Here is a 20087-nt window from a genome sequence, read left to right on the forward strand (position 1 = left end):
GTCACACCCCGCTGGTGGCGGGTGAGGCGGCGCCGGTCGATCGGTCCGGCTCCAGGCCGCTGCTGACCACCGTCCCGGATTCGTCGAGGACGGCGAACGCGGGAAAGGACTCCAAGCCGAGTGCCGTGCCGATCTCACCGGTCAGCGGCGGTTCGATGACGACGCGGGCGACCTGCTCCAGCCGCGCGCGGTAGGTCGCCGCCGCGTCTTCCGGGCCCACGACGACGGCGATCACCTGGCGGCGTCCGCCGGGGAACGTCTTCGCGAGGTCGGTGAAAGCGGGCAGCCTCTCATCGCAGGCGGAGCAGTTCGGGGTGAAGGCGCCGACCAGCGTCCGGCCGGACAGGCCGTCCCGGGACACCGGCTCTCCAGTGGTGGCGACGGTTTCGAACGGCCCGGCGGCCTTCCCCTCGGCGAGTATCGCGTAGGGCCGCCGCCCGCCTGAGGACAGGTTCGAGATCAGCTCGGTGTGCCGGCGGAGCCTCCGGATCACGCCGAGCGTGAGAACCAGATCCAGCAGGCAGACCGCGAGAGCGAGAAAGGCCAGCGCGGCGGCGACGGACGTCATCGCACGGCTCCCTTCGTAGCATGGTCGGCATCGGCAGGGACAACGGGCCGGAACAAGTCCGCGACGTCGTCGGCGGTCACCACGGCGAGAGCGACCACCGCACCGGCGACCACGGCGACGGCGACGCCCGCCGGCTCCAGCGGCCCGGCCGCGGCCGCGTCGGCGGCCAGCCCGAGACCGGCGGCAGCGGCCAGCACACCGTTCCGGACGAGATGCGCGCCGCCGACCGGACGGTCCGAGCCTCCGAAGCATCGGCAGGGGGCGCGATCCCCGCGTCGCAGTGCGGCCAGGACCACCGCGGCGAAGGCGCAGGCCAGCAGGCCGGCGGACACGAAACCCGCCCACGCCGTACCGGGCGGCACGAGCAGCAGCGGCACGGCCGCCTCAGCAGCGATCACACCGCCGGCCACGACGCCCGCCGGAACCCGGGAGACCACCCACTCGGGGCCCAGCCTGCCGACGGCCGCCACGAACGCGGCGTAGGGCTTCCGACCGCGCAGTTTGCCCACGACCGAGGCCAGGAACACCAACCCGACCGCGCACCGGCATCCCAGGACCACATAACCCATCACAGACCCTCCCCGCAGCCGCCGAGGGCGGCCGGGGCCATGAACTCACCGCTCGGACTCCAGCCGGTGGCCGACATCGCGGGGCGACATCGCACGCGGGCGAACACCCGGACGAGCGATGTCAACAGGGGTTGCGGTAGTTGCACTCGTAGTAACAACTCGAACCAGCCGGGGTGTACCTGCAGCAGTACCACCGGATACGGCTGACGTCGCAGTCCCCGACGTACGTGCACGTGCATTCGGCGGACGCGCGCGCGTGGGGGACCACCATGCTGAGCAGGCGGTCGCCGAGCCTTTCGATCTTGTTGATCATTGCTTTCCAGCCTCCCTCGAGCCACCACTGCGGTACCGGCCGCCGGTCTCGCGCACAGCGGCGCGTGCGTCAGCCGATCTCCATCGGACCACCAGACGGCTTCAGACCGGCTTCACCCCCGCCCCGCCGCAGCTCCAGGGGGTGGTGGGGCGGGGGCACGCCCTCGGGTCGAGCGGATGTGCCGAGGGAGGTCCGATAGTCTTATAGACAGTTTCGTTCTGTCGAGGTGGGAGCGGGATGGGGCCACTCCAGCCGGGGGATCCTTCCGGCGTCGGCGGGTACCGGATCCTCGCCCGGCTCGGCGCGGGCGGGATGGGCGTCGTCTACCTCGCCCGGTCGCCGGGCGGCCGGCTGGCGGCCCTCAAGCTCATCCGGCCGGACTCCGCCGACGACCCGGGCTTCCGGGAGCGGTTCCGCCGCGAGATCGCCGCCGCGGGCAAGGTCAGCGGCCTGTACACGGCTCCCGTGCTGGACGCCGACGCCGACGCGCCCCAGCCCTGGTTCGCCGCCGCCTTCGTTCCCGCGCCCACGCTGAAAGAGGCCGTCCAGGACGGCGGGGCGCTGCCCGAACCCGCCGTCCGCGCTCTGGGCGCGGGGCTCGCCGAGGCGCTGCAGGCCGTCCACGAGGCGGGGCTGGTGCACCGCGATCTCAAGCCCGGCAACATCCTGCTGGCCGAGGACGGCCCCAAGATCATCGACTTCGGGGTCGCCAAGGTCGTCGACGCCACGCAGATCACCCGTACCGGCGGCATGATCGGCACGCTGGCGTACCTGGCGCCCGAGCAGATCACCGGTGCCAAGGACGCCGGGCCCCGGGCGGACGTGTTCGCGCTGGGGGGCGTGCTGGTCTACGCGGCCACGGGAGCCCGGCCGTTCGGCGAGGGCGACCCGGGCGCGCTGCTCTACGAGATCATGTACGGCGAACCCGGCCTGGACGGGCTGCCCGCCTCGCTGCGGAGCACCCTGGCCGCCTGCCTGGAGAAGGAACCGGCCGAGCGGCCTTCGCTCGCGGACGTGCTCGCGGCGCTGACCCCCGCCGATCCTTCGGCGCTCATCTCCCCGGCCCTGCGCCGGGACCTGGCGGCCAGGGAGGCCGAGGCGAACCGGATCTCGTCCGGACCCGTGACGCTGCCGCCGCCGCTGCCGAGGATCGAGGAGACGGTCCCCGGCGGCCTGCGGCGGCGGCGCGTCCTGGGGCTGGCCGCCGGCACCGCGGTCGCCGTGACCGGTATCGGCGCGGGGACGGCGGCCTGGGCCCTGGCGGGCGGGAGGTCCAGGCCCGCCGAGCCCGCGCCCCGCGGGACCGCCCTCGCCGCGGCGCCCGCGCCCGCGTGGACCTTCGTCCCGCCCGCGCCCGTCGCGTCCGACGCATCGCATCTGCTGGTCGCGGGCGGTGTCGTGCTGTGGGGCGGCGACGACGCGACGTACGGGGTGGACGCCGCGTCGGGGCGGCGGCTGTGGACGGCGGACGTCCGCGTGCGCGCGGGCTGCGCGGTCCACGGGTCGGCGTTCATCCTCCCGGACGGCGGCGGCACCGACGAGAAGACGACGATCACCCTGGTCGACGCGGCGTCCGGTGAGCCGACGCATCTGCCGATGCCCGGCGGCGAGCTTCCCGGTTCCGTCTTCGGCGTGGCCGGCGGCGCGGTCCTGCTGGAATCGGGGACGTACTCGGACGAGGGCTCCCCGGCCGTGTGGGCCGTGGACCTCGCCGGCGGCAAGGCCCGGTGGCGGCTCCCCCTCGCCGGCACGGCCGTCAACGGCGCCGTCGACCAGAACGGCCTGTACCTCAACGTCAAGCACACGCTCAGCGCCGTCGACCTCACCACCGGCCGCACGCGCTGGGCCGTCGACTGGTCCGAACCCGGGCGGGACTGGCCGACCCAGGGCATCGCGGTCGCCGGCGGCAGGGTCTTCGGGAACTTCGCCGACACACTCCAGGCGGTCGACACGGCCGGCGGGAAGGCGGTGTGGTCGCGGACCACCGGCACGCACTTCCCCTCCGTCCTGTTCGCGGCCGGCAACGTGATCTTCAAGGGCGACGACCTGCACGCCCACGACCGCGCGACCGGGGCCCCCGCGTGGACGCTGGCCGGCCCGGAGAAGTTCGTCGACCAGCACGACGCGGCGTCGGACGACGTCCTCGCGGCCGCGTTCGGCGGCGGCTCGGCCAACGGCCTCTTCGCCGCCACGGCCTCCGGCCGGGGGCTGTGGGCGCACTGGGGTGATGTCCACCGCGCCGAGGAGTGGGACGTCGCCGTGTCCGGCTCGTCGATCTTCGCGACCGACCATCAGCGGCTGCTCTGCTTCCGGACAGACGCGTGACGGCCCCGCCAGGGTCCGGGAACCCCGGCCGCATCGGCAGGTACCGGGTGCTGCGACGGCTGGGCGAGGGCGGCATGGGACGGGTCTACCTGGGCGCGTCCCCGGCCGGGCGAGCGGTGGCGATCAAGGTGGTGCGGCCGGAGCTCGCCGGGGACCCGGGGTTCCGGGCCAGGTTCCGGGCGGAGGTCGAGGCCGCCCAGCGGGTCAGCGGCGCGTTCACCAGCCCGGTGGTCGAGGCCGAGCCGGACGGGGCCGTCCCGTGGCTGGCGACCGCGTACGTCAACGGCCTCAGCCTGAAGGAGACGGTCGAACGGTACGGGCCGATGCCCGAGCCGCTGCTGCGCACGCTCGGCGCCGGGCTGGGCGAGGCGCTGATCGCGATCCACGCGGCGGGGCTGCTGCACCGCGACCTCAAACCGGCCAACATCCTGCTGGCCAAGGACGGGCCCCGGGTCATCGACTTCGGCATCAGCAAGGCCGCCGACCCTGACGCGTCCGCCCACGGGCCCACGCGGGCGCTCACCTCCGAGGGGCAGATCATCGGCTCCCCCGGCTACATGTCCCCCGAGCAGATCCGCGGCGGGACGCTCGCCGCGTCCGCCGACGTGTTCGCCTTCGGGGCCGTGCTGGCCTTCGCCGCCACCGGTCGTCCCCCGTTCGGCCGGGACGAGCTGGCCGCGGTCATTCACCGGACCCTGCACGAGGCGCCCGATCTGAACGGCGTACCGGCGTCCCTGGAGCGGATGGTGGCCGCCTGCCTGAGCCGCGCCCCCGGTGAACGCCCGCCCGCCGACCTGCTGCCGTCACTGCTGGCGGCCGAGCCGGTGGCCCCCGGCTGGCTTCCGGGCACCCTCGGCGAGGAGCTGCGGCGGCGGGAGGACACGCTCATCCTGGATCTGCGGGAGATCACCAAGGCCCGCACCCGCCGGCGGCTGCTGCTCGGCGGTGCCGCCGCCGCGGGACTCGCCGTCATCGGCGGCGGGACGGCCGCGGCGCTGGCCGCGGCCAACGGCGGGGCCGGACGCAGGCCCGCCCCGCCGAAGCCGCTGTGGCGGACGACGATCGACGACTTCGGCGGCCGGGCCTTCACCGCCGAGGTCCTCTCCCGGACGGTCGTCTCCCACGACGAGGGACAGGTGTACCGCTGGCACTCGCTCGACACCGGGCGGCAGCTGTGGTCCAGCGAGTTCTCCATGGCGGCCACCGGACCGAGCCTGGTCTACGGGGTTCTGGACGACGGCGAGGGGCTGGTCGCCATGGAAGAGTCCCACCAGGTCAGGTGGACCAGCGACGTGGTCGGCGGGGTCTCCAACCCCGAGCTGCTCGGGCCGGACCACGGAAAGCTCGTCCTCGTCGGCCGGAACCGCACCATCTTCGGACTGGACGCCGCCACCGGCATGCAGGCCTGGGCCCACGAGTGGCCCTCCACGCCGTCCCTCGTCTTCCTCTACGGGATCACGAACCGCACCCTCGTCGCGATCGGCAACCTGGGGGCGACGAGCCTGCTCATCGGGCTCGACACCGCGACGGGCGCGCTCCGCTGGTCCGATCCGGACGGGAGCCTGACCCTCGTCCCCGAGGGCGGCGGGAACCTGATCTTCCAGAACCCGTCGGGCGTCAGGCTCGACGCGCTGGCCGCCGATACCGGCCGCAGGCTCTGGACCGCCGAACTTCCCAAGGCCGCGGCGAAGCCCCACGGCGAGACGCAGCTCTCGCAGAGCTTCACCGTGGCCGGCGGGACGGTCTACACCGGCAGCCCGACCTTGTACGCCCTGGACGCGTCCACCGGCCGGGAGCGGTGGACGTACACACCGACTTCGCCCGGCGGGCAGGAACGGAGCCTCCTGGTCAGCGGGAAGTACGCCTACATCCTCGACAACCCGCGGCTCATCGCGCTCGACGCCCGCACCGGCCGCCGGGTCTGGTCCGTCAACACGCCCGCGGCCCGCACCGCCCCGCTGATCGCCGCCGGCGGAATGATCTGCACCGGCGTGACCGGCACCACGGGCGCGGGACTCTACGGCTGGGACGCCGAGACGGGCGAGCTCGTCTGGAACCACCCCGCCTCCACCTCCGCACCGACCAAGCAATGGGCGCTCAACACCCGCGACCGCACCCTCGTGGCCGCCCAGGACAAAACCCTCCTCGCCTTCCGCCTCCCCTGAGTTGGGCGGCTCCCAGGTCACACCGGCGGACATGTGCCTTCCGGGCCGACCATGCCGGCCTTGGTCGCGGGGCCGGCGATGGGGATGACGGCGCGTATCTTGCCGCCCGTGCCGTACTGCGGCGGCTCCGCCGCGCGTTCGACCCGCACATGGCCGAGGCGGTGGCGGGCCAGCAACTCGCTGAGCCGGGTCTGGGTGGTGCGCCACAGGGCCTCGTGGTCGGTGCCGGGCGCCGGGAGCAGTCGAAGCCGCAGCGTGGTGGGGTTGGTCTGGACGATCTGGAACAGCTCCAGGCCGGGTACCGCCTCCAGCAGCGTGGCCAGAGGCAGCGGGGCAAGGGTGACCGGCGCGCCGTTCGGGCCGGGGAAGGTGAGCAGGTCGGCGGCGCGGCCCTGAACGCGTAGGGCGGGGCCTGGGTTGCCGCACGGGCACGGATCCGGACGCACCACCACGGCGTCGCCCAGGTCGTAGCGCAGGATCGGCTGGAGGTGGTTGGCCAGGTTGGTCAGCAGCACGGTGTGGGACGGCTCGCCCGGCGGCACCGGCCGGTAGTGCTCGTCGACCGGTTCGACGACGGCCCAGTCGGCGTTGACGTGCAGCCAGCCAGCGGTGCAGCCGTAGCTGAGGAACGGGCATTCGTTGGCGGCCCAGCTGGTGCGCACCTTCGCCCCGCCCAGGGCGCGGCTGATGCGTTCATACTCGGGCACCGGCAGGCCCTCGGCGGTCAAGATGACCAGGGCGGGATCGATGCGCAGCCGCCCTGCCTCGGCCGCCGTGGCCAGCAGCGCGCCGACGCTGGCGTAGGGCGCGAGCACCGCCGGCCGGAAGGCGTTCAGCGCCTCGACCAGTTCCTCCAGCGGCTGGTGCACGCTCAAAGCGGCGACACGTGAGCGGCCCCGCAGCCGGGCGGCCGCCACCGTGGAGGCGAAGTGCCCGCCTTCGGGCACGACGAGCGCCATCCGCCCGCCCCGGGCCGCGATTCGGGCCGCGTCCCGGACGGTCAGCCAGCCGGTCAGCATGCGCGCCATCATCGCGCCGGTCACCGCGGCCGCGCGGGCGTCCTGCAGGAAGATGCCGTGCGTGCCGGTGGTGCCGGAGGTGGTGGTCAGCGTGTAGCGGTCGGCGAAGGGACGGCCGATCATCTCGGGGTCGTCGGCGAAAGCGCGGGCCTCGTCCAGGAGGACGGCGGGGTCGGTGACCCAGTCGTCGAAGGCATCCATCAGCGCGCTCTTGCCGGTGATCGGCAGAGCGGCCAGGTCGCCGACTTCGGCGGGCACGCCCTGCTCCTGGTAGAGGCGGCGGTAGTAGGGCGAACGGGTGCGGGTGTGCGCGACGAGCGCGGCAAGCCGGGCCCGCTGCCGCTCGGACATGGCCCGCTCGCCGCGCCGCTTGGCCGTCCAGGCGTCGGCCAGTACCCGCACGGCCGACGGCTTTGCTGCGAGCGTCACCGCCGTGCCTCCCGGCCCACCACGCCGACGGCCGTGGTGGTGCCGGGCTGCGCGCCCGGCGCGGGGGCGCCTGGGCGGTGTGGACGGCGCGCGACGGCGGTGCGGGGGCGCAACGAACGATGACAGGGCACGGCGAGATCTCCAATAGTTCAGGATTTCGTGAATTCAAGCATGCATGTATCGTGGTGTCCATGCCGAACGTTTCCCCCGATGCGACTCCCGACCTGACCCTGGGTGCGCCCGGTGGCCTGGCGACCGAGGTGGAGGCCCTCACCCGGTTCGGCCGGGCGCTGGCCGACCCGATCCGCTGCCGCATCCTGCTGGTGCTGCGCGAGCGCGGGACGGTCCACCCCGCCGACCTGGCCGACGCGCTGGAGATCTCCCGCACCCGGCTGTCGAACCACCTCGCGTGCCTGCGTGACTGCGGCCTGGTGGTGGCCGTGCCCGAGGGCCGCCGAGTCCGCTACGAACTGGCCGACGCCCGCCTCGGCCACGCCCTGGACGACCTCCGCGCCGCCGTGGTCGCGGTGGCCACAGACCGCACCTGCCCCGACGCCGAGGAGCAGGGCTGCTGCTGACCATGACCACCCGGACCGCCTAGGGCCGTCCACCGGCCCCTCGCGATCAGCGCCGGGCCCCTCGCCTGATCCGGCGCGCTCGTGGCGTTCGGGCCGGCTTCCTGTGCCTCGTCCCACGACACCTTCCGGAGGACGTCATGGCGCTGACCGCGCTGATCATCTACCTCGTGTGGGGCCTGCTGGCCTTCGGACTGCGCAGCCTCGTGCAACGACGGCGCACCGGCGACTCCGGATTCCGCGGTGCGGGCCTGGCCCCGGGCAGCGTGCAGTGGTGGGCTCGCATCACCTTCATCGCCGCACTGCTCGGCGGGGCGATCGGTCCGCTCGCCGAGTTGGCGGGCTTGAACCCGCTCGCCTCCCTGGACGACCCGCTCGTGCGTGGTGCCGGACTGCTGCTGGCCCTGTCGGGCGTGGCCGCCACACTGGCGGCGCAGATCTCGATGGGCGCCTCCTGGCGCGTCGGAGTCGACGAGAACGAACGGACCGCCCTGGTCACCACCGGAGCCTTCGCCCTGGCCCGCAACCCCGTCTTCACCGCCATGATCCTCACCGCGGCGGGCCTGGCCGCCATGGTGCCCAACGCCGTCTCGATATCGGCCCTGGTCCTCACCGTCACCACCATCGAGGTGCAGGTCCGCGCGGTCGAGGAGCCCTATCTGCGACGCGTCCACGGCGAGGACTACCACCGCTACGCGGCGGCCGTCGGCCGGTTCCTGCCAGGCGTCGGCCGCCACCACCGCGCCTGAGGCCATCGCTCCCCGGACGGACACCCGCCAGGCGCACCGGCTTACAGCAAGGTGGTCCAGTACGACCAGAACCGGGTGCCGATCAGGGTGATGATCGTGAGGAACCAGACGACGAGCGGGACGGCGTGCAGACCGGTGACCGCGTCGACGACGCGGCGCGGTCCCGGCAGGTGTCCCTGGTCGAGGTTGTGGAGGGTGACGTACCAGAACAGCGGCACGGTGACCGCCCAGACGACCATGCAGTACGGGCAGAGCGCTCCGATGGCGTAGAGGCTCTGGTAGATCAGCCAGTGGACGAAGAGCAGGCCGAAGGTGACGCCGGCCTGCAGGCCGAGCCACCACCACCGGGCCCGGAGCGTCCCGGCGAGCATGGCCGTCGCGGCCACGACCACCATCGCGAAGGCCGCGACCCCCAGGAGCGGGTTGGGGAAGCCGAACGCCTCGGCCTGGGGGGTGTTCATCACCGAGCCGCAGGAGAACACCGGGTTGATGCTGCAACTGGGGACGTGGCCGGGGTCCTTGAGCAGGGCGATCTTCTCTACTGCCAGGACGAAGGCGGCCAGCAGTCCTGCCGCGCCTCCGACCAGCAGCAGCCACGGCAGCATCCGCGCGAACGGAGCGGGGCCGGGGGGACCGCCCTCCTCCTGCCGGGTCGGCGGTTCAGCTGTCGAGGGCCGCATCGATGGCCTTCTTGAAGTCGTCGATCGACTGCGGCTGGACCTTCTTGCCGTTGAGGAAGAAGGTCGGTGTCCCCTGAACGTCGAGGGCCCGGCCGTCCGCGACGTCCTTGTTGACCCGGTTCAGGGTGGCGGGGGCGTTGTAGGACTTCTCCCAGGCGGTCATGTTCAGGCCGAGGTCCTTGGCGAAGCCGCGGAAGACATCGTCGGCGGGCACTCGCTGCTCGCCCCACTGGCTCTGGGTCTCGTACATCTTCGTGTACATCGCCTCGAACCTGCCCTGCTGGGCGGACGCCTCGACCGCGCGGGCGGCGCGCTCGGCGTTGAAGTGGCCGGGCAGCGGGAAGTAGCGGGCCACGAAGGTCACCTTGCCGTTGTAAGTGGTGCGCAGTTCCTCCACGATCGGGTAGAAGGCCCGGCACGCCTCGCACTCGAAGTCCAGGAACTCCACCAGGGTCACTTTGCCGTCCGCCGCGGTGGACAGCTTGTGGCTGTCGGCCCGCACGTACCGGGACTCGCCCGCGGCGGGTCCGGCCGTGTCCTCGCCCCGGCCGGCGAAGACCACGAAGGCGGCGGCGACCACCGCGAAGGCCGCGACGACCGCGGCCGAGACGGTGAGATTGCGGCGCCGGGCCACCTGACGGCGCTCCCTGTCACGCCGCTCCCGCAACTCCGCTCTGCGGTCGCTGCTCGTCTCCCGGGCTTTCGACACCCCGACCTCCCTGACGTGACGAAGATGAACGGCCTGACGGCCTGGTGATCGTGGTCTGCGGCGCACGCTGCGCGGGTTCGGCTTCTTCGGCGCTCAGTTCAGGCACGGGACCAGAAGGGCCATCGGCGCGGCCACCATGGTCAGGGCGCCCGCGTAGGCGAGCGCGCGCTGCCAGGCGGGGACCGGCCGCACCGGCTCGGTCAACCGGCGAACCCGTGCGAGGACCGCGTGATCGGTGGCGCCCAGTGCGCCGGCGGGCAGCGGCCCGGAGTCGGCTCGGTGCTCCACCAGGCGCAGGAGGGCGACGGCGACACGCGGTCCGCCGTGGCGGCTCCGTGCGTGGTCGTCGGCCAGCATCTCGACCAGCCGTACGGCGCACTGCCGGGCGAGGCGCCCCGCGGGCAGGCGGGGGATGGCGGCGGCCAGCGCGTCGAACGGGAGCAGCACCAGGTGGTGCCGCCCGCGCGCGTGCGCCCGTTCGTGATCGAGTACCGCGACGAGTTCCCGTTCGTCGAGGAGATCGATCAGTCCGGTGGTGATCACCACCCGGGCGCGGACGCCGGGCAGGCAGTAGGCGACCGCCGCCGGGTGATCGAGGACGTACACGCCGCGGTGGCGATCGGAGCGCTTCCCCAGCAGGTCGATCTGGCCGCGGTGCCTGCGCCGCAACCGGGCGTTCTGCGTGGCGGTGCGCACCAGCAGGCCCAGCAGCCAGCCGACGACGGCCAGCGCCCAGGCCAGGGCCGCGACCTCCTCCGTCCCGAGCCCGCGCAGCGGGTCGCCGTCCAGAGCCTGGACGGCGAACACGTGGACTCCGTGCCGGAACGTGGCCGCCAGCGGCGCGACCGCCAGTGCCAGGAACGCGATCACCACTGACAGCCCGGCGGTGCAGATCACCGCCTGCCAGAGGACCAGCGCGGCCTTCGGGCCGCGTTCGGTCCAGGCGGCCTTCGCCAGCACGGACGGGACCGGTCCGAGCAGCACGATGGCCAGCCCGGTGAAGCCGACGGCCACGAGCAGCGGCTTCACCATCATCGCGGTCGTTCCCGATCGGTGCCGGGATCGCGATCCTCCAACGCGCTGAGCGCTCGTCTCAGCGCGGCGACGTCCTCGTCGCTGACCGAGTCGAGAAAGTGGCTCAGCGCCGACTCGCGATCTCCCGCCCCGGCGAACGCCTCGTGCATGAGGCCGGCGACGTGCGCGTCCTTGGTGCGCGAGGGGTGGTAGCGGTGCGCGCGTCCTTCCCGCTCCCGCGTCACCAGGCCCTTGCGGACCAGCCGGTCAAGGATGGTGAGAACCGTCGTGACAGCCGGTCGCGAGGGCAGCGACTCGGCCACTTCCCGCGCCAGCGCGCCATCGGGCCGCACCCACAGCTCGTTCATCACCGCGCGTTCGAGCTCACCGAGCCGCATGCTTCACCACCCTGACCACCTGAAAAGCTCCTGAACCAAGGCTTCGCAGCCCGCTGCCCGCCTCGACCGGCGCCGCCTCTTCCCGAGTGTTCTACGCCAACCGGACACCTAACTTCTACAGTATGTAGAAAATTGGTGTCCTTCGACCGAGCGGCCTCCAACGCCATGGCATGGGTGTCGCCGAGTCGGCTGAACCCTCGCCGCGCGCGGCGCGTATCGACCTTCGACACGCTGTAGAAGACGTGCCCCCAACGCCGCGTCGAGGTGCGACGATGACAGTCCCGCGTCAGGATGGCCGACCCTCCCCTCAAGCCGCCGCAGTCCGGTGCGCGCGTTCCATCGCCTCCGGAACGAGGCGCGCCCTTTTCACGCTGGGAGGGGCGGCCGTGCTGGTGTCGGTCGGCGGTTGCTCGGAGGGGACGTCCGGCGCGCCCTCCCCCACAGCGGCCTCCAGCAGCGCTCTGACCTTTTCCTCGGCCGAGGCGGGAATGCGCGGCCTCGCCGCGAGGATGGGCTGCACCCCGCAGACGCGCGGCAGGCCGTCCGACTACCGGCAGGCGATCTGCACCACCGCTTCGGGCCGGTACGTCATCAACACCTTCGACGACGAGAAGGGGCAGCGGGAGTGGCTGCGGCACTCCGCGATGTACGGCGGCACCTATCTGGTCGGGCCGCGCTGGGTCCTCGTCTCGACTCCGCGGTCGCTGGAATCGGCACGCGGACGGCTGGGCGGCCGCGTTCAGAGCGCGCGATCCGTCCAGTAAGGCAGGCGAACGCCGCCACGGTGACAGCCGACCGATACCCATAGTGATCTTTTGGCTGCGCACCCCCATCCCTTTCTTCTACGATGTGTAGAAGTATTGCCTACGCGCCTCTGGGCCGGATTCGTCCATGCCCTGAGTGATGGGGCGATGCCCAAACCCCCCGCTCGCGACCCCATCCCGCACATCAGCCCGTCCGGGCGGGCAAAGCCGTCCGCGATCGGGCCCTCCCCCGAGGTAGAACCGTTGCGCGTCTTCGACCGGACTCGCTCGAGCAGAGCCGTGCTGGCCTGCTCCGTGCTCCTGCTCGCCGCCTGCCAGACGGGCTCCCAGGCCGTCACCCCCGCCGACGAACGGGCCGCCCAACGCAGCACGACCGACCCTGTCCTGACGATCAGCCCGGCCGACGGGGCCGCCAGGGCCCGCCCCGACCGTGGAGTCGTGATCAAGGCGGCCAACGGCGAGCTCGGCACCGTCGTCGTGAGAGCGGGCGGCAGGAGCGTCGCCGGGTCCTTCAACGCCGCGCGGACCGTGTGGCGATCACGATGGACGCTGGCCCCCGCCACGTCGTACACCGTGACCGCGACGGCCAGGAACGCCGCCGGCAAGACCGCGACGGCGGGCAGCGGCTTCAGGACGCTGAAACCGGCCCGGACGATCTCCACCTCGCTGGACTGGATCCTCGAGGGCAACCAGGGGAGGACCTACGGCGTCGGAACGCCGATCATCCTGAACTTCGACCGGCCCGTCTTCAACAAGGGACTGGTGGAGAAGGCCCTGGAGGTGAAGGCCGAGAAGCCCGTGGAGGGCGCCTGGCGGTGGGTCGGCGACCGGCAGGTGATCTACCGGACGAAGACCTACTGGCCCGCGCACCAGAAGGTGACCGTCACGGCGCACATGGCCGGGGTACGGGCGGCCAAGGGCGTCTACGGGCTCAGGGACTTCACGCGCACCATCGACATCGGGGCCGCCCGGATCAGCAGGATCAACCTGAAGAAGTACAGGATGCTCGTCAGCGTCGACGGCAGAAGGGCCCGGTCGGTGCCGATCAGCGCGGGCAACGGCACCACGATGGAGTACACCACCACCAGCGGCGTCCATCTGACGATGGAGAAGGGCGATCCGGTGCGCATGATCGCGCCCGGTCGCAGGGAGGGCGACCCCGGCTACTACGACGAGCTGATCAACTACGCCGTCCGCATCTCCAACAGCGGGGAGTACCTGCATCAGAGCGCGGGCGAGTACCACTGCCTGGGCAAGGCCAACTGCAGTCACGGTTGCGTCCGGCAGCATCCCAGGGACGCCCTCTGGTTCTTCCGGACGGCCCAGCCGGGCGACGTCGTGTACATCGCGGGCTCACGTCGCAAGCTTGAGTGGAACAACGGCTGGTCGTTCTGGCAGCTCCCGTGGGATTCCTGGAGGAAGGGCAGCGCCGTCGCCTAGCCCGCGGCTCACGATCACCGGGGCCGTCCCGCACCGGTCGGCGGCACCAGGTACCTTCTACACAACGTAGAAGATACCGGGAGGGCGAGATGGCGGCGGACGCCGCGGCGATTCTGCAGATCATCGCGCTGGCGGGCCTGTTCCTCCTCGCCGGACGGGCCCTGCTCCGCAGCGAACGCAAGGAGCGGAAGCGAGAACGGCTCGTGGACCCGGCAGAGCCCTCCCACGACGAACGCGCCTGAGACGCCGTCCCAGAACCCGAGCCCCAGGCCCGTCCAGCCAATGATCCGAAGGAGGAAGGCCCGTGGGACGCCCGCCTGGACGCGAAGCACGCACTGGAGAGGTCGCGCGGCCTCAGCACCGAACTGGCCGAGGCGCGGGCGGTGGTCGCGCAACTGGCCGCCTCGCAGTACATGAGCAACGGCGTGGACCCCTCGGTGCAGATGTTGTCCGGCGCCGATCCCAACGATCCGCCTCCCGGCTGGGCATCAAGTACGTGATCTGGCGGCAGCGGATCTATGACATGCGCAGCCCCGGCTGGACGACGATGTCCGACCGCGGCAGCATCACCCAGAACCACATGGACCACAATCACATCTCGGTGTTCTAGACCAGGTTCCTGGAGACGCCCGTGACGGGCGGGCGATGGGGTGAGGAATGCGTGATCCCCGGCTACGCGGGCGGGAATGGCTGATCGGCTTGATCCTCGGCAGCTGCGCGGGCGCCGCCTGGGGCGCGCTCGGCAACGACTACGAGCCCGCGGACAGCGCGATCGGGACCGGCCTGCTGGGCGCCGTCGCTGGGGTGGCCATCGGTCTGGTGATCACGACCGTACGTCAGTTCAGGTCCGGTGGCGGGGACTCGGACGAGCAGGGCGGCGACAAGCCGATCGAGTGACAACACGTTACCGATCGACTACGTGATGTGATGTAGCGTGGTCCGGGTGACCGCGGCACCTCGTCTCCTTACGCCACAGGCGCGTGCGTTCGTCGCGCTGCGCGTGCTGCTGATCGCGGTCATGAGCGTGCACGTGGGCCTGTGCCTGCACCAGCACCAGGTCCAGGAACATCGCTCGGACTCCTTCGATCACGCCCGGGCCGATCTACCGGCCGGGCCGGCGGCGGGTCCCCTGGCCGGCGGCACGGAAGCGGAAACCAAAGCAGCCGCGGAGCCGAACCGGTCCTCCGATGGGCGTCATGCGGATCATGCCGACTGCCTGAGCACACGTGGCACGCCCGTGTCAGAGGACCTGCCGATCAGCGTGCCGGTACCGGTGTCCTCGGCGACCGCCTTCCTGGCCCCTGCCGACGGGCGACGGCCGCCCTTCCTGTCACCCATGACCCGGCCCACGACCGGCCATGGCGTCGACCTGCTGCATCGGGTCTGCATATCGCGGACATGACGGCTCCCCGCGGTCGAGTCGTTCCAGCCTGCCTTCCTGGCGTGATGGCGTGAAGCCGTGTACCGGCCATGCCCGTCATGAGCCGGGCACCTCAGCGCGCCGGGAATCGACCGCAGACGGAAAGGGAGGTCTCAGCAGCTACCCGTGAAGAGGTCATCGTGGACCGCACCAGCACGTCCTCAAGCGTTATCGACAGCGACCAGCGACTCACCGCCGGATTCGGCCCCGCGCCCATCTGCCCTTCCATGGTCGGGACCGTCGGGCAGACTCCGGTCGTCTGGATTCCCCAGCTGTGGGCCGGCTCGTCCGAACCGGGCCACGCCACCGGCCACGGCTTCTGGGCCAAGCTCGAAGGCGGCAACCCCGGAGGGATCAAGGATCGTCCCGCCCTCCACATGATCGCGCAGGCCCGCCGCCGCGGCGTCCTGGCCGAGGGCGCACCGATCATCGAGTCGACCAGCGGCACCCTCGGCTTCGGCCTGGCCCTGGCCGGAATCCGCTACCGCCATCCCGTCACGGTCGTCACCGACCCGGGCATGGAACCGCTGATGCGGCGCTTGCTGCACGCCTACGGCGCCCGGGTGTCGATGGTGCGCGAACCGCATCCCGAGGGCGGGTGGCAGCAGGCGCGGCGCGAGCGCGTCGCGGAGTTGCTCGCGGCCCACCCGTCCGCCTACTGCCCCGACCAGTACAGCAACCCCGACAACGTCGCCGCCTATCACGGGCTCGCCCTCGAACTCGCCGGCCAGCTCGGCCCCCTGCAGGTTCTGGTGTGCAGCGTGGGCACCGGCGGGCACAGCGCCGGGATAACGCGCGTCCTGCGCAGGCTCTACCCGGAACTGCGGCTGGTGGGCGTCGACACCATCGGCTCCACCATCTTCGGACAGCCCGCCCGGTCGCGGCTGATGCGCGGACTCGGCAGCAGCATCCTTCCGGCGAACGTCGACCACGACGCGTTCGACGAAGTGCACTGGGTCGCCCCCGGAGAGGCCGTCTGGGCATGCCGCCGGCTGGCCGAGCGCCACTACGCCACCGGCGGCTGGAGCGTGGGGGCGGTGGCCCTGGTCGCCTCCTGGCTGAGCCGCACACTGCCACCGGACACCCGCATCGCCGCCGTCTTCCCGGACGGCCCTTACCGCTACTTCGACACCGTCTACAGCGACGACTACTGCGTCCAGCACGGCATACTCGGCGTCCGCCCGGACGAACAGCCCGATGAGATCGATCGCCCGGACGACCGCGAAGTCGAACGATGGACCCGCTGCCGGACCATATCCGCCGCCGCCATCAGCGACCCGCGGAAGGGCAGGGCACCTCAGGAGGCCCTGTCGTGATCAGGACCCTCCGCCAGGCGCGCTCCTTCTCCCGTCCCGTCCGGCTGCTGCTGGTCAACCAGGTCGGCATCAACATCGGCTTCTACATGCTCATGCCCTACCTGGCCGCCCACCTGGCCGGAACGGCGGGCCTGGCGACCTGGCTGGTCGGGTTGATCCTGGGAATCCGCAACTTCAGCCAGCAGGGCATGTTCCTCATCGGCGGCACGCTCGCCGACCGGATCGGCTACCGCAGCATGATCATCGCCGGGTGCGGCCTGCGCGTCATCGGATTCGCGCTGTTCGCCTTCTCCACGGCGCTTCCGGCACTGATCGCGGCCGCCGCCATCACGGGCCTGGCCGGCGCCCTGTTCAATCCCGCCGCGCGGGCCTACATCGCCCGCGAAGCCGCCGACCGCGAGGTGGAGGCGTTCGCGGTCTTCAACGTCTTCTACCAACTCGGCATCCTGATCGGCCCGATCATCGGCATCGCCCTGCTGGGGGTCGACTTCCGTGTCGTCTGCCTGGCCGCCGGCGCGATCTTCGCCGTCCTGACCGTCCTGCAGGTGACGTACCTGCCGGCCCGGAGGGGGACGGCGGCGGGCCCGGCCCAGCCCCTGCTGACCGACTGGAGGCAGGCGATCGGCAATCGCCCCTTCATGGGCTTCGCGGCGGCGATGTTCGCCTCCTACGCCCTGTCCTTCCAGGTCTACCTGGGGCTTCCCCTTGAGGTGGAACGTCTCACCGCGGGCCAGGGCGGAGTGGTGGCCGTCTTCGCCGTACAGGCGGCCCTCGCGCTGGCCGGCCAGGTCCGTCTCACCGAATGGTGCAGAGCCCGCTGGTCGCCGGGCCAGGCCATAACCCGGGGCCTGGCCGTCATGGCCGTCGCGTTCCTGCCGTTGGCGCTGGTGAGCACGCAGGCTCCGGGCGGGAGGTGGCAGCTCGCGCCCATTCTGGTGAGCGCGGCCCTGCTGGGCCTGGGGACCATGCTGGTGTTCCCCTTCGAGATGGCCCTGATCACCACTCTGGGACCCGGTCGGCTCCTCGGCACCTACTACGGCCTCTACAACCTGCTGTCCGGCGTCGGCATCCTGATCGGCAACCTGGTCGCCGGAAGCGCCATGGACCTGTCCCGCAGCATCGGCCTTCCGATGCTGCCCTGGCTGGTGCTGATGGCCATCGGCGGACTCTCCGCGACGGCCGTACGCGCCCTGGACCATCGGGTCCGCCTGACCGCACCGGAAGCCCGCGGCCGGCGCGAACGCTCCCCGGTGGGATGACCACCTGGGATTCCGTAACCGACCGTTGTCGCAGGTCCCAGGGCCGAACGGCTCTACCGGCCCGGCTGTCGGGGGCGGATACTGACAGCACCTGGACGAACACTCACCCCGAGGGGGCGGTGATGATGTGGGGCAGTCCCGGTCACTGGCTGGGCATGGGTGTGATCATGGCCCTGTTCTGGGGGCTGATCATCGCCGGGGCCTTCGTTCTGGTCCGCCGCACCGGCGGCGCCCGGCGCCCCAGGAGGCCGGAGGGGAACAGCGGGCCGTCGAGGCAAGAGGAGGTACTGGCGGAGCGGTTCGCGCGTGGCGAGATCGGCGCCGACGAGTACGAGCGGCACCACGTACGGGACACGCCAGTGAACCCGACCGGCCACCACTGGGGACGGCTGGCGGCCGGGACGGCGGCCGCCCTGGTGCTGGGGACGGCCTCAACGGCCGCGCTCGCCGGCACCTTGGGTGGGCGAAACGGCGGGCCACCGGACGCGGCGCGCCTGGGCGCGGCCTACAGCGGCGAATGCCGGGCACCTGCGCTCGCTGGTTCGGTGGTGAACGTGGACCTGACCGACATGGGCGCCATGATGGGCACCCGGCACGGTCCAGGCCCGCTGACGGGTCGGTTTCCAGGGGGACGGCTCTGGCCGATGCGCGGCATGATGCGCCTCTCCGCCGTCCCAACCCAGGTCCGGGAGGGCACCGTGTCGCTGCGGGCGTACAACACCGGCGCGTGGCCCCATGAGGTGTTGGTGATGCCCTTGCCGACCGGTCAACACGCCGGGCAGCGTCCCTTCGGCACCGGCGACACGGTCGCCGAGACCGGCAGCCTCGGGGAGGCGTCGCGTACCTGTGGCGCCGGGGCAGGGCCGATGGGCATCGCCCCCGGCACGGCCGGATGGACCACCCTGCGCCTCGCCCCCGGACGTTACGAGCTGATCTGCAACCTGCCGGGCCACTACGCGGCCGGCATGTACACCGAACTTGACGTCACCAGGTAGACGACCTCAATCGTTCTGCTGCGGGACCGGCCGCCCACCACCGTGCCCGCCAGGCTGCCTGTGTCTGGGACGTCACCGCGGCGCCGCCGTGACGTGCTGACCCGTATCGGCCTCTCCTGGTCGACTGGGAAGTCGCTTTCAGCCCAGTTCGAGCGCGGCCGCGTCCGAGTCTCTCCGCGAGCAGTACGCGGCAAAAGCGCCCTGGGCCCGCTCACATCCGATCTTTCGGGATTTCTCACCTTCTGCGACCGCCTTGCGGACGGCGGGCATCGGTGATCCCCAACGGGATCAATGTGGCAGAGAGCACAGACTTCAGGGCCTAGGTCCTGAAATGCTGCCATGCGACCCGTTGGTGCGGTTAACGCTCGGCAATGGACCCGCCCCAAATGATCAATCGGGACCTTTTCATGAGCGCCTGAGCAGCGAGGAGTCGATGTCGTGGCGGAACGGAAGCCGGCGGTTCCGTGGCAGCGCGGGCGACTCGTCTTCGGCGGGCTGCTTTCGGTCGCGCTCGGAGCCCTGACCGTCGTGGCCGGACTGGGAGGCACCACCGGGCGGCTCGCCCTGCTCGTCACTCTCGCCGGCGTCATCCTCACCCTGGTCGTCGATGCCTTCTTCCGCCGCGAGGAGAGCATCCACCACGACCAGAACCAGCTCACGGAGATCTCCGCCGCGCTGGCGATCACCAAGTCGCTGGCCGACGCCCCCGCCGAGTGCCAGGCGTTCGTCCGCGAGATCGCCGAGCAGTGGATCCGTATCGACGACCGCAACAGCGCGATCCTGCTGAAACTGCGCGAGGCGCGGCAGCGAGCGTTCACCGAGGACATGCGCGACCTCGCCAACGGCCAGTCGCCGCTCGGGCGCCGCCAGGAATTCCGTCCCGGAATCCTGCCCGAGCTGACGAAGATGACCGCCCTCAGCGCGACCGGCAACGATTACTGGTGGACCGGCCGCGACACCACCTATCTCGCGGCGGAACGGTCCGCGGTCACGGGCGGCGGCCTGACGCTGCACCGGATCCTGGTGCTGTCGAATTCGGAGCTCGACGGCGCCATGCTCGGGGTCCTGCGGGAGCAACTGGACGCGGGAATCCTGCTGGACGTGGTCATCCGGGACGATGTGTCGCCGCTGGACCAGAAATGCCTGACCGGTGACCGTGCCCTGGTCACCGACAAGGGCGGCATCGTCGGCGTGGTCATTCCCGGGAATGACGGGGAGGACGCCATGGTCGACGCGGGCCATTTCACCATCAACGAGGACAGGATCGAGAACACCCGGGACATCCTGCAGACCCTCGCCCCCTACCGGACCCCCGCCGCCGACCTTCTGAAAAGACACCCGGAGCCGGAGGACGGGTGACGCCGGGAGCGGCCGATCGTA

The 20087-nt window shown here is 71.7% G+C and carries 21 protein-coding genes; 14 read left to right on the top strand and 7 right to left on the bottom strand.

The annotated features are described in order from the left end of the window. Window position 1 precedes the first annotated feature (1 nt). Both ACZ466_RS16360 and ACZ466_RS16365 read right to left on the bottom strand, forming a co-directional pair. The gene (locus tag ACZ466_RS16360; protein ID WP_378289828.1) at window positions 2–568 is read right to left on the bottom strand and encodes a TlpA family protein disulfide reductase; all 567 of its coding nucleotides are present in this window, start codon (window positions 566–568) and stop codon (window positions 2–4) included. After that, on the bottom strand, window positions 565–1137 hold the full coding sequence (locus ACZ466_RS16365; protein WP_378289830.1) for a MauE/DoxX family redox-associated membrane protein: 573 nt from the start codon (window positions 1135–1137) through the stop codon (window positions 565–567). The genes ACZ466_RS16360 and ACZ466_RS16365 overlap by 4 nt, the downstream gene beginning before the upstream one ends. Window positions 1138–1687: 550 nt before the next feature. Here ACZ466_RS16365 and ACZ466_RS16370 point away from each other — a divergent pair. Together ACZ466_RS16370 and ACZ466_RS16375 are read left to right on the top strand one after the other, a co-directional pair. After that, window positions 1688–3775: a protein kinase domain-containing protein gene (locus tag ACZ466_RS16370; protein ID WP_378289832.1), complete on the top strand. Its 2088-nt coding sequence runs from the start codon at window positions 1688–1690 to the stop codon at window positions 3773–3775. Further along, window positions 3772–5940, top strand: coding sequence for a serine/threonine-protein kinase (locus ACZ466_RS16375; RefSeq protein WP_378289834.1), 2169 nt, complete (start codon window positions 3772–3774; stop codon window positions 5938–5940). Before ACZ466_RS16370 ends, ACZ466_RS16375 begins: the two co-directional genes overlap by 4 nt. Before the next feature lie 17 nt (window positions 5941–5957). On the opposite strand, the gene ACZ466_RS16380 is transcribed toward ACZ466_RS16375, so the two are convergent. Next, complete coding sequence (locus tag ACZ466_RS16380; protein WP_378289836.1) at window positions 5958–7388, bottom strand: phenylacetate--CoA ligase family protein; 1431 nt, start codon at window positions 7386–7388, stop codon at window positions 5958–5960. Between the two features lie 191 nt (window positions 7389–7579). Here ACZ466_RS16380 and ACZ466_RS16385 point away from each other — a divergent pair, with 191 nt between their 5' ends. Beyond that, window positions 7580–7966, top strand: a complete 387-nt coding sequence (locus ACZ466_RS16385) for an ArsR/SmtB family transcription factor (protein ID WP_378289838.1) — start codon at window positions 7580–7582, stop codon at window positions 7964–7966. Window positions 7967–8103: 137 nt separating this feature from the next. Beyond that, a complete protein-coding gene (locus ACZ466_RS16390; protein ID WP_378289840.1) occupies window positions 8104–8712 on the top strand; it encodes a methyltransferase family protein in 609 nt (202 codons plus the stop codon). Between the two features lie 41 nt (window positions 8713–8753). Here the strand turns inward: ACZ466_RS16390 and ACZ466_RS16395 are convergent, their stop codons facing one another. The 4 genes from ACZ466_RS16395 to ACZ466_RS16410 form a co-directional block, all read right to left on the bottom strand. Then, on the bottom strand, window positions 8754–9392 hold the full coding sequence (locus tag ACZ466_RS16395) for a vitamin K epoxide reductase family protein (RefSeq protein WP_378289842.1): 639 nt from the start codon (window positions 9390–9392) through the stop codon (window positions 8754–8756). Then, window positions 9373–10101: a DsbA family protein gene (locus tag ACZ466_RS16400; protein ID WP_378289844.1), complete on the bottom strand. Its 729-nt coding sequence runs from the start codon at window positions 10099–10101 to the stop codon at window positions 9373–9375. The genes ACZ466_RS16395 and ACZ466_RS16400 overlap by 20 nt, the downstream gene beginning before the upstream one ends. A gap of 93 nt (window positions 10102–10194) precedes the next feature. Beyond that, the gene (locus tag ACZ466_RS16405; protein WP_378289846.1) at window positions 10195–11136 is read right to left on the bottom strand and encodes a M56 family metallopeptidase; all 942 of its coding nucleotides are present in this window, start codon (window positions 11134–11136) and stop codon (window positions 10195–10197) included. Next, on the bottom strand, window positions 11133–11513 hold the full coding sequence (locus ACZ466_RS16410; RefSeq protein ID WP_378289848.1) for a BlaI/MecI/CopY family transcriptional regulator: 381 nt from the start codon (window positions 11511–11513) through the stop codon (window positions 11133–11135). Before ACZ466_RS16410 ends, ACZ466_RS16405 begins: the two co-directional genes overlap by 4 nt. Before the next feature lie 386 nt (window positions 11514–11899). On the opposite strand from ACZ466_RS16410, the gene ACZ466_RS16415 reads away from it, so the two are divergent. The 10 genes from ACZ466_RS16415 to ACZ466_RS16460 all read left to right on the top strand — a co-directional run bounded on the left by ACZ466_RS16415 (window position 11900) and on the right by ACZ466_RS16460 (window position 20066). Further along, on the top strand, window positions 11900–12277 hold the full coding sequence (locus ACZ466_RS16415; protein ID WP_378289850.1) for a hypothetical protein: 378 nt from the start codon (window positions 11900–11902) through the stop codon (window positions 12275–12277). Between the two features lie 279 nt (window positions 12278–12556). Beyond that, window positions 12557–13717, top strand: coding sequence for a L,D-transpeptidase (locus tag ACZ466_RS16420; protein WP_464043825.1), 1161 nt, complete (start codon window positions 12557–12559; stop codon window positions 13715–13717). An 89-nt stretch (window positions 13718–13806) separates the two neighbouring features. Beyond that, entirely contained in the window at window positions 13807–13959 is a 153-nt protein-coding gene (locus ACZ466_RS16425) for a hypothetical protein (RefSeq protein ID WP_378289855.1), read from the top strand. Window positions 13960–14021: 62 nt separating this feature from the next. Then, window positions 14022–14327 carry a hypothetical protein gene (locus tag ACZ466_RS16430; RefSeq protein ID WP_464043827.1) on the top strand — a complete coding sequence of 102 codons (306 nt, stop codon included), beginning with the start codon at window positions 14022–14024 and terminating at the stop codon, window positions 14325–14327. Window positions 14328–14374: 47 nt separating this feature from the next. Further along, the gene (locus tag ACZ466_RS16435; RefSeq protein WP_378289857.1) at window positions 14375–14614 is read left to right on the top strand and encodes a hypothetical protein; all 240 of its coding nucleotides are present in this window, start codon (window positions 14375–14377) and stop codon (window positions 14612–14614) included. Between the two features lie 46 nt (window positions 14615–14660). Then, window positions 14661–15119 carry a hypothetical protein gene (locus tag ACZ466_RS16440; RefSeq protein ID WP_378289859.1) on the top strand — a complete coding sequence of 153 codons (459 nt, stop codon included), beginning with the start codon at window positions 14661–14663 and terminating at the stop codon, window positions 15117–15119. Between the two features lie 158 nt (window positions 15120–15277). Beyond that, the gene (locus ACZ466_RS16445) at window positions 15278–16453 is read left to right on the top strand and encodes a PLP-dependent cysteine synthase family protein (RefSeq protein WP_378289861.1); all 1176 of its coding nucleotides are present in this window, start codon (window positions 15278–15280) and stop codon (window positions 16451–16453) included. Beyond that, the gene (locus ACZ466_RS16450; RefSeq protein ID WP_378289863.1) at window positions 16450–17712 is read left to right on the top strand and encodes an MFS transporter; all 1263 of its coding nucleotides are present in this window, start codon (window positions 16450–16452) and stop codon (window positions 17710–17712) included. Before ACZ466_RS16445 ends, ACZ466_RS16450 begins: the two co-directional genes overlap by 4 nt. Window positions 17713–17834: 122 nt before the next feature. Next, the gene (locus ACZ466_RS16455; RefSeq protein ID WP_378289865.1) at window positions 17835–18707 is read left to right on the top strand and encodes a hypothetical protein; all 873 of its coding nucleotides are present in this window, start codon (window positions 17835–17837) and stop codon (window positions 18705–18707) included. A gap of 438 nt (window positions 18708–19145) precedes the next feature. Beyond that, complete coding sequence (locus ACZ466_RS16460) at window positions 19146–20066, top strand: hypothetical protein (protein ID WP_378289867.1); 921 nt, start codon at window positions 19146–19148, stop codon at window positions 20064–20066. Window positions 20067–20087 lie beyond the last annotated feature (21 nt).

The organism is Actinomadura rugatobispora (assembly GCF_055379765.1).

Excerpts from the sequence above, each read along its gene's own strand:
- ACZ466_RS16395 (WP_378289842.1), bottom strand. The coding sequence starts at position 9,392 with ATGCGGCCCTCGACAGCTGAACCGCCGACCCGGCAGGAGGAGGGCGGT.
- ACZ466_RS16360 (WP_378289828.1), bottom strand. The coding sequence starts at position 568 with ATGACGTCCGTCGCCGCCGCGCTGGCCTTTCTCGCTCTCGCGGTCTGC.
- ACZ466_RS16365 (WP_378289830.1), bottom strand. The coding sequence starts at position 1,137 with ATGGGTTATGTGGTCCTGGGATGCCGGTGCGCGGTCGGGTTGGTGTTC.
- ACZ466_RS16410 (WP_378289848.1), bottom strand. The coding sequence starts at position 11,513 with ATGCGGCTCGGTGAGCTCGAACGCGCGGTGATGAACGAGCTGTGGGTG.
- ACZ466_RS16385 (WP_378289838.1), top strand. The coding sequence starts at position 7,580 with ATGCCGAACGTTTCCCCCGATGCGACTCCCGACCTGACCCTGGGTGCG.
- ACZ466_RS16405 (WP_378289846.1), bottom strand. The coding sequence starts at position 11,136 with ATGATGGTGAAGCCGCTGCTCGTGGCCGTCGGCTTCACCGGGCTGGCC.
- ACZ466_RS16435 (WP_378289857.1), top strand. The coding sequence starts at position 14,375 with ATGCGTGATCCCCGGCTACGCGGGCGGGAATGGCTGATCGGCTTGATC.
- ACZ466_RS16455 (WP_378289865.1), top strand. The coding sequence starts at position 17,835 with ATGATGTGGGGCAGTCCCGGTCACTGGCTGGGCATGGGTGTGATCATG.
- ACZ466_RS16425 (WP_378289855.1), top strand. The coding sequence starts at position 13,807 with ATGGCGGCGGACGCCGCGGCGATTCTGCAGATCATCGCGCTGGCGGGC.
- ACZ466_RS16370 (WP_378289832.1), top strand. The coding sequence starts at position 1,688 with ATGGGGCCACTCCAGCCGGGGGATCCTTCCGGCGTCGGCGGGTACCGG.
- ACZ466_RS16390 (WP_378289840.1), top strand. The coding sequence starts at position 8,104 with ATGGCGCTGACCGCGCTGATCATCTACCTCGTGTGGGGCCTGCTGGCC.